General features: G+C 47.6%; 8 protein-coding genes. 5 read left to right on the top strand and 3 right to left on the bottom strand.

Translation table 11 applies throughout. The annotated features are described in order from the left end of the window. Positions 1-56: 56 nt before the first annotated feature. On the top strand, positions 57-1,493 hold the full coding sequence (gene alkA, locus CPY98_RS15515) for a DNA-3-methyladenine glycosylase 2 (RefSeq protein ID WP_043495061.1): 1,437 nt from the start codon (positions 57-59) through the stop codon (positions 1,491-1,493). After that, entirely contained in the window at positions 1,493-1,975 is a 483-nt protein-coding gene (locus CPY98_RS15510) for a methylated-DNA--[protein]-cysteine S-methyltransferase (protein ID WP_096388349.1), read from the top strand. Before alkA ends, CPY98_RS15510 begins: the two co-directional genes overlap by 1 nt. On the opposite strand, the gene CPY98_RS15505 is transcribed toward CPY98_RS15510, so the two are convergent. The 3 genes from CPY98_RS15505 to CPY98_RS15495 form a co-directional block, all read right to left on the bottom strand. After that, the gene (locus CPY98_RS15505; RefSeq protein WP_096388347.1) at positions 1,972-4,959 is read right to left on the bottom strand and encodes a PAS domain S-box protein; all 2,988 of its coding nucleotides are present in this window, start codon (positions 4,957-4,959) and stop codon (positions 1,972-1,974) included. The genes CPY98_RS15510 and CPY98_RS15505 overlap by 4 nt on opposite strands. A gap of 228 nt (positions 4,960-5,187) precedes the next feature. Then, a complete protein-coding gene (gene mgtE / locus CPY98_RS15500; protein WP_025800060.1) occupies positions 5,188-6,624 on the bottom strand; it encodes a magnesium transporter in 1,437 nt (478 codons plus the stop codon). 82 nt (positions 6,625-6,706) lie between these two features. Further along, the gene (locus CPY98_RS15495; RefSeq protein WP_025800059.1) at positions 6,707-6,931 is read right to left on the bottom strand and encodes a YfgG family protein; all 225 of its coding nucleotides are present in this window, start codon (positions 6,929-6,931) and stop codon (positions 6,707-6,709) included. Between the two features lie 544 nt (positions 6,932-7,475). Between CPY98_RS15495 and CPY98_RS15490 the strand changes: the two genes are divergently transcribed. The 3 genes from CPY98_RS15490 (at position 7,476) to proY (ending at position 13,181) form a co-directional block, all read left to right on the top strand. Beyond that, the gene (locus tag CPY98_RS15490; protein ID WP_043495045.1) at positions 7,476-9,680 is read left to right on the top strand and encodes an EAL domain-containing protein; all 2,205 of its coding nucleotides are present in this window, start codon (positions 7,476-7,478) and stop codon (positions 9,678-9,680) included. 641 nt (positions 9,681-10,321) lie between these two features. Next, positions 10,322-11,641, top strand: coding sequence for a branched-chain amino acid transport system II carrier protein (gene brnQ / locus CPY98_RS15485; protein WP_040044325.1), 1,320 nt, complete (start codon positions 10,322-10,324; stop codon positions 11,639-11,641). Positions 11,642-11,786: 145 nt separating this feature from the next. Further along, on the top strand, positions 11,787-13,181 hold the full coding sequence (proY, locus tag CPY98_RS15480) for a proline-specific permease ProY (RefSeq protein WP_043495043.1): 1,395 nt from the start codon (positions 11,787-11,789) through the stop codon (positions 13,179-13,181). Positions 13,182-13,229: the final 48 nt, after the last annotated feature.

Here is a 13,229-nt window from a genome sequence, read left to right as displayed (position 1 = left end):
GCGAGTCAGGACGGATAATTAAAGATAAGCTGTATACAGAAGAAGCGGGGGAAAATATGAACGGTAATCATGAAATCTGGTATGCCGCATTAAAAGCACGCGATCCCAAATTTGATGGGCGTATTTTTGTTGGCGTTTCATCAACAAAAATATATTGCCGTACGGTATGTGGGGCGCGCACGCCGAAAGCGGAGAACTGTCATTTTTATCCGAGCGCGGCGGCAGCTGAACGTGATGGTTATCGTCCTTGTTTAAAGTGTCGCCCAGAGCTTGCCCCTGGGCTATCTATCGTCGATCTCTCTAATCGCTACATACAGGTTGCGGTTCAGTTGATTGAGCAGGGCTATTTAACGCAGCACAGTTGTGAAGCGTTAGCGTCGCGTCTCGGTATTTCGGATCGCCAGCTACGACGGGTTTTCGCCGAGCATTTTGGTGCTTCCCCGATTGAGTATGCACAGTCTTATCGCTTGCTACAGGCTAAACGGCTTTTAATGGATAGCCAGTTGCCACTAGAAGAAGTCGCATTTAGCGCGGGGTTTGGCAGCCTGCGTCGTTTCAATGAACTATTTAGTGCGAGGTATCGAATGACGCCCAGCTCTTTGCGCGCCAATAAGGCGAAACAAGAAGAAGGTCTCATGCTGTCGGTCAGCTATCGTCCTCCTTATGATTGGGGCTGGATGCTAGGGTTTTTGCAGACACGTTGTGTGGCGGGTGTAGATAAGGTGACGGTGGAAGGAGAGTATCAGCGCACGTTGCGCGTGGGGCAGGATTCGGGATGGATTGCTTTGCATCCTGATGAGTCGCGATGTCGGGTTAACGTACAGATTTCGAGTTCTTTAACGGCCCATGCGCCAGAAGTGCTGCGCCGAGTTCGTCAATTGTTAGATTTAGATGCGGACCCACAGGCTATTGCTGAAGGCTTAGGCAAGCTTGCCATGCACAATCCAGGGTTGCGTTTGCCGGGGTGCATGAATGCGTTTGAACAGTCGGTACGCGCTATTTTAGGGCAGGTAGTGAGTGTAAAAATGGCGGCGAAATTTGCTTCGGCGATTGCTGAGCGGTGGGGGGATTTCGTCGAAACGCCGTTAGAAGGTTTGAATGCCATATTCCCTAATGCTAATCGGTTGGCTGCGCTTTCTGCGGAAGAGCTGAAAACCATCGGCATCCCGCTTAAACGTGCTGCTAGTATTGTGCGTTTGGCGCACGAGGTGAGCGAGGGACGTCTGATCTTAGAAGATGTTCTGGATATTGAAGGGAGTATTGCTGCTATCACAGCTATTCCGGGGATCGGCAGTTGGACCGCCACCTATATTGCGATGCGCGCATGGAGCTGGCCAGATGCTTTCTTGCAGGGCGATTATCTGATTAAACAGCGTTTCCCGCAGATGACGCCGAGTAAAATTGTGAAATATGCCGAACGATGGCGGCCATGGCGGGCCTATGCCAATTTACATCTTTGGCATAACGACGCTTGGACAATGGAGACATGTTGATGAATTACAGCCAGTTTAAAACGCCTCAGGGCCAGATGTTTATCTTGTTTGATGATAGCTTTGTACATGGCGTCTATTTTGACGGGCAAAAATATCTGCCTGATTTTCGTCAGCATCAGGAACTCAATAATCATCCCGTGCTTGAACGTGCACGTCAGCAGCTACAGGCTTATTTTTCCGGTGAAAACGATGGCTTTGATTTCCCGCTAGCGGTGCGTGGCACGCCATTCCAACAGGCTGTATGGCAGGCGCTGAGTGAGATTCCGTGCGGCGAAACCTGTACCTATATGGCTGTGGCTCTGAAAGTGGGTAACCCTAAGGGCGTGCGGGCCGTTGCTCAGGCGATCGGTCATAATCCGTGGTCGGTCGTGATCCCGTGCCATCGGGTGATTGGATCTTCGGGGAAATTGACCGGTTATGCGGGCGGCATTGATAGGAAAGCCTGGCTTTTGAAGCGAGAGGGCGCCGATATTCCGCTTTAGTTAATGCCGAAATATCCGCCCTGGAGAACGGACGAAAGCGGTTTAACTTCTTGAATCATATTGCCAAATGTTAAGTCGATTTTGATGCTATCGAGGGTAAGCAAGGAGGCCTGTATATCTGCAGGTCCTGCGATAGTCTGTGCGCCGTGTCGCCATGCATTTCCGTGGATGATCGAAACCAGAACTTCATCCATTTGGTTGCAATGTACGTTGGTGATAAGCGTTGGTGTGATCATGACATATTCGATTTTGACTGACTGCAAACGTTCAGTCACGCTGAGATTGCGACCAAAGTCTTCAACGATCAAGCGACAGCCCAACTCAGTGAGCGTATTGAGAGCTGGCTGTGCATGTGCGTAATCTTCGTTGAGAGCGCTTTCAGGTATTCTAATCAGCAATCGAGTAGGAGGAAGCTGTGAAGCTTGAATCATCTCAAACATTTGTGTGGTAAATGTTGGGTTGCACAGGCTGCTGGTGGCAACAGGGATAGCTATGCTGATTCCTTTGCTTTTTAATGCTTGTGCTTGGTTCTCAAGCACTTCACGCAGCATCCAGCGATCGATCTCTTCTCTACGATGGTTTTGGAAGCAGGACTCCTGAAATAGCTCAGGTAAAATGTTGATGCCCGCGGTGCTATGAGGAATAAGTTCGAGATTATAAAAAGCAATCGACTGGGGCGTTTTCGGCGGAGCAATCCCCTGGGCCTGAATGTTGATGCGGTTTTGAGTCAAAATATCATCAATTTCTTCTGCGCTAAGCAACCCTTTGCCATAGTTTATGTGCTGCTTGTGTTTGGGTTCATAGCTCATCAATTTGCCACGTCCGCTGTGCTTCGCGGTGTAACACGCAATATCGGCCTGATTCATCAAATCGACAGCTAGTGCATTGCCTATGTTGATAAGCGTCATGCCTGCGCTAGCCCCAACGCGATGAAGTTTTCCTTCCCATTCAAAGATGTAGTCATTTATCTGATTGATGACGCGTGTAATGATCTCTTTGGCTTTGTCTGCTTCGCAATCGATGAGGATAAAGGCAAATTCATCGCCGCCCAGACGAGCCAATATATCCTGAGTACGGATATTTGAATGCATGAGTTGGCTGATTTTTTGCAATAGGGCATCGCCCGCGGCATGGCCAGCGCTGTCGTTGACGGCTTTAAACCGATCAAGATCGAGGAATATCAGCGCATGGGTGCGTTCTTCCTCCACGGCCTGACGGAGGGCCCGTTTAAGCGCCTGTTCAAAGCTCACTCGATTCGGGAGCCCTGTAAGAGGGTCATGCAATGCGCTATAAGAGAGTTTGCGTAGCAGTTCTCGGGATTCGCTGACATCTTGGAACACCAGCACATAGCCCATTAAGTTTCCGTTAATGGCGGTGAGCTCGGAGACCCTACTCTGCACATCGAAATGTGCGCCTTGCAAATTTTTGAGGATCAGACGATCTTCGGCACGTCTGGTATGACTATTCTCATCGGTACGTAGCGGGTAGACGCTGTCACCATCAATGCCGTCGTATAAATGTACGATATTGTCGATAGGCAAACCGAGCGCTTCCTCTTGTGTCCAGCCGGTCATCTTTTCTGCCACAGGGTTCATAAACGTCACGCGCATCAAGCTATCGGTACTGATTACCGCATCGCCGATCGACGTTAAGGTGATATGCAGACGCTCTTTTTCTTCATGCAGTTTGTCTAAAAGCTGTTGTTTGTATCTTTCGTTATTCTTTATTTCGCTGATGTCTTTGATTTGCGATACAAAATACAGCGGTTCGCCTTGCGGGTCGCGAATTAAGGAGACGCTGAGCAGAGTCCAAATGCTGGTGCCTGAACTGTGTAAGTAGCGTTTTTCCATGCTGTAGCTGCTGATTTTGCCTTCAACTAAAGCGCTTAGCTGGCTGAGATCGGACTCCAAATCGTCACGGTGCGTGATGTCTTGAAACGTCATGTCGGTTAGCGTGCGAGCAGGATAGCCCAGCATCTGGCAAAGCGCAGGGTTTACCTGGATCCAGCGGCCATCAAGAGCAACCAACGCGGTACCGATGGCTGAAAATTCAATAACGTTGCGAAAACGAGTTTCGCTTTCTTCGATGTGGTCGCGCTCTAAGCGGAATGCGTGCATCAGTACAGCAACCGAGTTAACGGGCAATAGCACTAGGAGAAGCGGGGTATAAACCAGTACATCATTCACTGAAGGGTAGGCCGAACGTATATCGACTACGTGATAGGCCATCATGATTGCCAGCAGGATAATCACACATAAAAAACTGGTGAAAGCCTGTAGCAGCGGTAAGCGAATCGCGGCCCAAAGCATGGGAATAATGGCGAAAGTGAAGGGGAAGGGCAGGTACTGCATGGCATAAAAGCAGGAAACCATCGCAATCGCTATGATCATGATGCTTTCTGTCAGCGTTCGCTCATTCAGGCTCTTACGCCAAAAACCACGATAATAAAGAAGGCCCACCGGCGTGAGTGCCATCACGCTGATTGATTCTGACATAAACCAGACGCCAAAGATCTGGTTGAATGGCGCAAGCCCGTGCAGCGAAACAATGGTGGCGGCTAACATTGCGCTAAATAGCGGCGCAAGTATCACGCTGCAAATAACGAATCGGAGCCAAGTGTAGAGGCCGTTTATCGGCGATTTGTGGTTCAAGAAGCGGCTCAACAGCAAGGTGCAGACCACGGCTTGAACCTGATTAATCAGGGCGAGCTGAATCGAAAAAAGACTGATGGGGAAAAATGTCCAGTTGGCTGCCATGGTCGCTAGCTGAGCCGCGATCAGTATAAAAGGCCATTGATGCTTTCTATGGTGGAATAAAAAGGCAATGGTCGCCGCCGTGGGGAACCACAGAGAAGCCAGATTGGTGTCGTGCTGAGTAAGTGTGATGCAGAAGCAGGCAAGCAGGTAAATTAGACCGGCGAAAATGGTGAGGGTCACAATAAAGTAGGGCTTTTTTTCATCGCCAACATCTAAACTGACATCCATACCCCTGCCTTAGTGACGTGTAAATGACACGTTCAATATATTAATTTATCTGATATTTCTTGCGCTAACATTTTCACGAATATTAGTCTAAATGTCATCTTGTGCAACATTAATTAGCATAGCAAATGAATTTTGATTTATCTCTGATTCGGTATTGAGCTGTAGCACACAAGTTAACAGAATAACGTGTGCGCTAGCTTAAAATCTGGCGAGATGTTGAAACAAAAGCTAAAGCAAGAATAGGGTTGCCAAACCAAGGAAAATAAAGAATCCGCCGGTGTCGGTGATCGCGGTAATAAGCACACTAGAACCCACGGCAGGATCACGGCCAAAACGCATCATGGTCATCGGGATAATGACACCCATTAACGCCGCCATGAGTAAATTTAGCACCATTGCCAGCGTCATGACGCCACCCATCGCTGCATTGTGGTAAAGCAAAAAAGTGACAATGCCCATAATGCCGCCCCAAACCACACCATTAATCAGCGCCACACCCAGCTCGCGTAGTAATAGGAATGAGACATTCCCTGCTTGAATGTGCTGTAAGGCTAGGGCACGAACGATCATGGTGATAGTTTGATTTCCGGTGTTACCGCCGATCCCCGCCACTATTGGCATCAGCGCTGCAAGCGCCACCAACTGCGAAATAGTGTGCTCAAATAAGCCGATGACGCGCGAAGCCACAAAGGCCGTACATAGGTTGATGGCCAGCCATGCCCAACGGGTTTTGACCGCTTTTGTTACGGGAGCGAAAACGTCTTCTTCGGCGCTCAAACCACCCATACGGCGTAAGTCAGTGTCGCTTTCTTCATAAACCACATCAACGATATCTTCGATGGTGAGGCGTCCCATCAGCTTGCCTTTGCCATCAATAACGGCAGCGCTGAGTAAGTCATCGCGCTCAAAGGTGCGCGCTGCATCTTCGTCATTATCTTCAGGATCAAAAGTGGCAGGGTCTTTGTCCATGACCTCACTAACCCGCGCCTCAGGTTTATTCAGCAAGACCGTGGTTAAAGACAGTTCACCGAGCAGACGATTAGTGCGGTCAGTGACAAACAGTTTATCCGTGTTAAGCGGAATGGTTCCTCGCATACGTAAGAAGCGCTGCACGGTAGCGAGAGAAATATCAGGGCGCACGGTAATGATTTCGAAGTCCATGATTGCGCCAACGGTATGCTTGCCGTAGCGAATAACTTCGCGAACCTGTGCGCGTTGCTCAGGCTCCATGGACGTCAAGAGACGCCCCATCAAATTGCGGGGGAGGTATTGTCCGAGATAAACCTGTTCATCAATATCGAGTGATTGCAGGGCCTTGAGTAACTCTTTGTCACTCATTTCGTCGATCAGGCTATCCCAGACGCTTTCGGAGGCTTCAACCAGCGTTTTGCCGCGCTTTTCTTTTCCAACCAAACGCCATAATGCATGTCTTTCTTCTGCGGGAAGTGCTTCTAGCGTATCCGCCAGGTCGGGCGCAGGGAGTTTATTCACCAGCGATTTTATTTCAGCTGTTTGGTCGAGAAGTTCGGGGTTGTTGAGCTGCGAGGGGTCTTCAAGCTTGCCAAGTATCCCTTCAGATAACGATTTATTATTGAGTAATAACTGGAGGATGCGGAAGCGATCTTCTGCGCGCTGTTTGACACTGTTTTTTGCAATGACGGGCATCGGAAAGGTAATTCCTTTTTCTTATAAATTATTAAGCTGCAGGTGGGAACTGGACTCTTAAATAGTAGCTGTCCGGCTAGGGTTATGCCCCTTTTTTATCCGTTGACGGTGATTCTGGGGTATTCATTTGCAGAGGCTGAGACTGTTCCGTTGGCGCTGGCGTCGCGTTTTCTTTTTTATCCTGATGATGGGATATCGCGCCAAAGGAAGCATAAACTAAGCGGCCAATCAAAATAAAGAAGCTGATTAGCAATACAATTTTGGTCATGTGGACGTTAGTGCGTCGTTTTAATTTATGAATATTCATCGCTGTCTAATCATCTCGTTTTAGAGATATCAGCCTCTGATTTAGGCATAGTCGGGCTCGTGCGTCAATCATAGGATATCGTGTGGTAAAAAAAATTCATACTATTAATGAGTTATCTCATCACGCTGCTTAACGTTTGATAGGGTAATTTTCGATGTTGAAAGCGTCTAGCATTTTAGTCGCTTTTTAAATGATGGTTTAACATTGGTTCAATATTTAACCTTTAGGTGTCATGAATGCTGAGTGCGTTTTACAGGATAAATCTGGATTAAGCATAATTTATGATTGAATTTAGTGTTTTTTGATCATTATCAAAAGGTAGAATGCACCGTTACATAATATTTCAGGCCGCTCTCAGATGTATTTCCATACAATGGGCTTGGGTTGACGTTCTGAACTCCAAAGGTTGAGTTCAAAAGAGTGATTAGGAAGCCACTTTTCATTATCATTGTTTTTTCATCGGTCTCTATTTTATAAATTGCTTTAATGACCGTGTTAGAACATGTAGCAAGGAGTGACCTCGGGACCTATTGAAGTCTAATCCATGAGCCAATTACAACATCTACTGCATCGTTTGAATTATTGGTGGGGAATTCCCCTGCTTTTTACCCTTGTATTATTACCCTTTAGCCTTTCTGCATCTCCCCATCTCGTAACGGGTGATGGCGTCGTTTATCTTTTATTCTTACCCATGGCGATTTCACTTTCGCTGTTAATGATTTTTAGCTGGCGTGTGATGCCAGCATTGGCCGTTGTTTCCTTCGGCCTTTATATTCATAAAATAGGCTATTTACCGGGGGCGCTGGTTGCCACCGCGCTTATACTTTCTCTGGGTATTAGCTGGTACGGTTTCCTGAAACACGTTGGGCGGCGTTGGTCGTGTGGCTTTGGCCGCATGCAAACCATGCTGCCGCGGCTGTTTTGGATGGTGGTTGTTTTGCCGCTTATCTTCGTGATGCTGATTCAGATTATTGTTGCTCTCGGCATTTTTGAACCCGTTGAAAAAATGGCCGCATCAGCTCCGTTTTCCATTAGAACACTGATTGGCTACCAAGCATTGGTACTTGCCTGTCTCGCTGGTGTTCCTGCGTGCTATTACCTGTTACGTGTTGTTTTTAAGCCGCGTTTTCTGCGCGTTATTGTGAATCGCTGCCGTAAGGAACTCGCTAAAGGGGTCACTGCATGGGAGATTCAGATCTGGCTGTTGCTGCTGGTGGCGATGATAACCGTGCTGGTTATTCCTGCTACTGATGATGGTAGTATTTTTTATACTGACTATACGTTAACCCTATTGCTGCCATTAATGCTCTTTGGCGCGATGCGCTATGGGTATCAGCTCACCAGTTTGGTGTGGTCAGCCTCGGTGATCACGTTACTTCTAAACTATGACGGTTTTGTGCAATGGAATAATTTGGTTCATAGCCTTGCGTTGATCATGTCAATGATGGTGATGTTTACGCTGACGATTATTCTGATGGCAGCAGTGAATACGCGCCAGCGTCGGCTATATGAAAAGACTCAGCGGGCATCAATGATCGATCCCGTGATTCAATTGCCTAACCTTCGTTGCCTACAATATGATTTGCAGCAGCATGAACGCTCGGTTGTTTGTTTCCTGCGTATAGCGAATCTTGACACGCTTTGTCGCACGTATGGAATGCAGCTTAAGCTTGAATATAAGCAACGGCTAGCCTGCATGATTAAAAAGGTGCTGGCGTCCGACGAAGATGTATACCAGCTCCCGAGTTATGATTTGGTATTGCGCCTCAATAACCGGAATGCGGCTGAAACACTAAAAAGCCTCAATGATGCAATGAAATTATTCCGTTTATTGTGGAATGGTTTACCGTTGCGTTTGCACTATGGTATTGGCTATTGCACGGTTCGCCAGCCGTTTGCTCATATCTATAACGTGATTGGTGAATTAAGCTCTATGGCTGAGCGTTCTTTGATTACGGGGAATGCGGAATCCACTCACCTCAATGCGCAGAGTTTGCAGCAAGGTATTCATAGCAAAGTAGCGATGCTGCATCATATTCAGCAAGGGCTGGATAAAGACCGGTTTATGCTGATGGCTCAGCCAATTGAAGGGTTTCGCGGTGACCGTTATCACGAAATTTTGCTTCGCCTGCTCGATGAAGATGGCAATATCATCATGCCCAACGATTTCTTCCCAGTCGTGGCCGAATTTGGCCTGAATTACGATGTTGATTTCTGGGTGCTGGCTCATGCACTTGAATTTATTAATTTGAACCGTGAGCGTCTTCCAGCTGCGTGCTTCTCGATCAACCTTACCCCTTCAACGCTGGCTAGACCAACGTTGGTGCAGGATATTTCCCGCTTATTGGCTCAGCATCAGGTTGAGGCCTACCAGATTATCCTCGAAATAACAGAAAGTAATATTACACAGCCTAAAGAGCTCACGGCAAAAACGCTATCGCAGCTTCGTCAGATGGGATGTCGAATTGCTATCGATGATTTCGGCACTGGTTTTGCCAGTTATGATCGTTTAAAGAATATCGAAGCGGATATCTTAAAAATTGACGGTAGCTTTGTCCGTGAATTGATCGATAGCCCAATCGATCAGCAGATTGTCTCGGCAATGTGCCAGATTGCGCGTCTGAAAAAGCTTTCAGTGGTTGCAGAGTACGTCGAAGATGAAGCACAGAAGTTTCAGTTAAAAGCACTGGGTGTTGATTATATTCAGGGTTATCTGCTAGGAAAGCCGCAACCTCTCGCTTCTCTCTAAGTTAAACCATAACTCAACGAAATCTACGTTTTATGGCCGTCAGTGTTTTCTGACGGCCATTTTTGTTTCTTAAAAAATTAACTTTTTGATTTGTATTAATTTTATTGGTCTGAGTTTAACGGTTTAATGGCCATATATATTCTTTTTTTGCGTTCTGTGTTGGTAGTGTAAAATTCTTTATGTGGATTACTTTTTGAACAATCATCCGCAGAGAACACCACTCTAAGGGGCAATTTATGTATGGTGATACTCTTAAAATGCCAAATCATTAACTGGTCTGCCAACTTTCTCTGGATGATGATTCCGCAAGTGAATTTAGCTCTTGTCTTTTACCTGCCAGAACGTGTTTACTTATCCATGTAGTCGCCATATAACGTCAGCTAATAACTTATACAGTAATCATCTGTCGGGTGGTGTAACCCACACCAATGGCTTTTCTCAGGGGAAGTCAGGGTTATGAAATCAAGGCAGAGCGACGTTTATGTGTTGATGTGAATTATGAAGTTACGTAGAAAAAAGCGATCGTCCTAAAACGCTATTTTCTTCTGTCTGCATACCTCTCATCTGTAAGGATATTTCTCCGCGGCTCACTATTCGATTGAAACTCTTTAAACTGTTATAAGGCAGCACGACATCTCATTATGACTCATCGTTTAACTTCCAAAGATATCCTGGCATTAGGATTCATGACCTTCGCGCTGTTTGTTGGCGCAGGTAATATCATCTTCCCTCCGATGGTAGGGTTGCAGTCAGGCGAGCATGTCTGGATTGCGGCTATCGGTTTTCTTATCACCGCAGTAGGTTTGCCTGTTATCACCGTTGTCGCTTTGGCGAAAGTCGGCGGTGGTATCGATGCGCTGAGTACGCCAATTGGCCGTAAGGCGGGTTTGCTGCTGGCAACTGTTTGCTACCTCGCCGTGGGGCCGTTGTTTGCGACTCCGCGTACGGCAACCGTTTCTTTCGAACTGGGTATTGCCCCTCTGACCGGTGACGGCGCAGCGCCATTGCTGATTTATAGCTTGGTGTATTTTGCCTTAGTGATCGGCATTTCTCTGTACCCGGGCAAATTGCTGGATACCGTTGGGCATATCCTCGCTCCGCTGAAAATTGTTGCGCTGGCCGTTCTGGGTATCGCTGCTGTTCTGTGGCCTGCCGGTTCTCATGTTCCAGCGATTGAAATTTATCAGCAGGTACCATTCTCCAGCGGATTCGTTAATGGCTATCTGACAATGGATACGCTTGGTGCCATGGTGTTTGGTATCGTTATCGTTAACGCGGCGCGTTCCCGTGGTGTAAGCGATAGCCGTTTGCTGACGCGTTATACTATTTGGGCAGGTCTGATCGCCGGTATCGGCTTAACGCTGGTTTACCTGAGCCTGTTCAAACTGGGTTCGAGCAGCGGTGAGTTGGTACCAGATGCACAAAACGGTGCGGTGATTTTGCACGCCTATGTTCAGCATACCTTCGGTGGTATCGGTAGCCTGTTCTTAGCCGCATTGATCTTCATTGCTTGTATGGTAACGGCGGTTGGCCTGACCTGTGCGTGTGCCGAATTCTTCGCGCAGTATTTGCCATTTAGCTACCGTACATTGGTGTTTATTCTGGGTCTGTTCTCAATGGTGGTATCGAATCTGGGCCTGAGCCACTTGATTCAAATCTCCATTCCGGTACTGACCGCGATTTACCCACCGTGCATCGTGCTGGTGGTGTTGAGTTTCACCCTGCGCTGGTGGAATTCGGCGCCACGCGTCTTCTCGCCGGTAATGGTGATTAGCTTGGTATTTGGTATCTTGGATGCGCTCAAAAGCTCTGCGTTGTCTTCCCATATGCCTGCATGGACAGAGCATTTGCCGCTGGCAGGCCAAGGGCTCGCATGGTTACCACCGTCATTAGCGGTTCTGGTTGTGATGGGCATTTATGACCGCACAATGGGCGCGCGTAACGTCGCGGTGCATAACTAAAAATGGCTCCAGACGGAACTCATTACATATTTAGATAGTGTATTCAGAAGTCCGTGCATTTATAATCAAAAAATATGAGTTTATTTGCAGCACGGGCGTATAACGCCCGTGTTTTTTTTGACAGGTACTAACGGGTAATTTTTGTATGCAACAACAACCCAACCAGCTGAAACGTGGGCTTAATACGCGTCACATTCGCTTTATGGCGTTAGGCTCTGCCATTGGTACTGGACTGTTTTATGGCTCCGCGGATGCCATCAAGATGGCGGGGCCGAGTGTTTTACTGGCTTATCTGATCGGCGGCGTTGTCGCCTTTATCATCATGCGTGCGCTTGGTGAGATGTCGGTTAATAATCCTCAGGCCAGCTCTTTTTCTCGCTATGCGCAGGATTATCTGGGCCCAATGGCGGGTTATATCACCGGATGGACCTACTGCTTTGAAATTCTGATTGTTGCGATTGCCGATGTTACCGCATTCGGTATCTATATGAGCGTCTGGTTCCCCGCGGTTCCGCATTGGATCTGGGTGCTCAGCGTTGTGCTGATCATCGGTGCGGTTAATCTGATGAGCGTGAAGGTGTTTGGCGAGCTTGAGTTTTGGTTCTCCTTCTTCAAGGTCGCTACTATCATCATCATGATTGTAGCGGGTATTGGTATCATCTTCTGGGGAATTGGAAACGGCGGCCAACCTACCGGGATCCACAACCTGTGGAGCAACGGCGGATTCTTCAGTAACGGCTTTATAGGGATGATCTTCTCACTGCAGTTGGTGATGTTTGCCTATGGCGGGATAGAAATTATCGGTATCACCGCGGGTGAAGCTGAAAATCCAAAAGTGTCGATTCCTAAAGCCATCAACTCGGTGCCGCTGCGAATTCTTGTGTTCTATGTGGGCACGCTGTTTGTGATTATGTCGATCTACCCGTGGAATCAGGTGGGTACGCAGGGAAGTCCGTTTGTGCTGACGTTCCAGCATTTGGGGATCACCGTAGCAGCCGGGATTTTGAACTTCGTGGTGATTACAGCATCGCTGTCCGCGATTAATAGCGATGTGTTTGGTGTGGGGCGAATGCTGCATGGTATGGCTCAGCAAGGTCATGCTCCGAAGATTTTCTCTAAGGTTTCACGTCGTGGTATTCCGTGGGTAACGGTATTGGTGATGGTTTTAGCCCTGCTGATTGCGGTGTATCTAAACTACATCATGCCTGAAAATGTCTTCTTGGTGATTGCTTCGCTGGCGACGTTTGCTACCGTCTGGGTATGGATTATGATCCTTTTCTCTCAGATTGCGTTCCGCCGCAGCCTAAGCGCAGAGCAGGTTAAAGCGCTGGAGTTCCCGTTACGTGGTGGAATATTCACCTCGGTTATCGGTATTATTTTCCTCGTGTTTATTATTGGTCTGATTGGCTATTTCCCAGATACTCGCGTATCGCTTTATGCTGGACTGGTTTGGGTTGTGGTGTTGCTGGCGGGCTATTGTTTTGTGAAGAAGTCAGCTAAGGCAGCATCGCATGACAAAGAAAAACACATCGCTAATTAAGCCGAATATTGCCTAAATAAAAACGGAGCCAAATGGCTCCGTTTTTTA

Origin of the sequence: Hafnia sp. CBA7124 (assembly GCF_002355555.1) — a bacterium.
GTDB lineage: Bacteria > Pseudomonadota > Gammaproteobacteria > Enterobacterales > Enterobacteriaceae > Hafnia > Hafnia alvei.
This window is presented reverse-complemented; position numbering and strand designations above follow the sequence as displayed.

Excerpts from the sequence above, each read along its gene's own strand:
- alkA (WP_043495061.1), top strand. The coding sequence starts at position 57 with ATGAACGGTAATCATGAAATCTGGTATGCCGCATTAAAAGCACGCGAT.
- CPY98_RS15510 (WP_096388349.1), top strand. The coding sequence starts at position 1,493 with ATGAATTACAGCCAGTTTAAAACGCCTCAGGGCCAGATGTTTATCTTG.
- CPY98_RS15505 (WP_096388347.1), bottom strand. The coding sequence starts at position 4,959 with ATGGATGTCAGTTTAGATGTTGGCGATGAAAAAAAGCCCTACTTTATT.
- mgtE (WP_025800060.1), bottom strand. The coding sequence starts at position 6,624 with ATGCCCGTCATTGCAAAAAACAGTGTCAAACAGCGCGCAGAAGATCGC.
- CPY98_RS15495 (WP_025800059.1), bottom strand. The coding sequence starts at position 6,931 with ATGAATATTCATAAATTAAAACGACGCACTAACGTCCACATGACCAAA.
- CPY98_RS15490 (WP_043495045.1), top strand. The coding sequence starts at position 7,476 with ATGAGCCAATTACAACATCTACTGCATCGTTTGAATTATTGGTGGGGA.
- brnQ (WP_040044325.1), top strand. The coding sequence starts at position 10,322 with ATGACTCATCGTTTAACTTCCAAAGATATCCTGGCATTAGGATTCATG.
- proY (WP_043495043.1), top strand. The coding sequence starts at position 11,787 with ATGCAACAACAACCCAACCAGCTGAAACGTGGGCTTAATACGCGTCAC.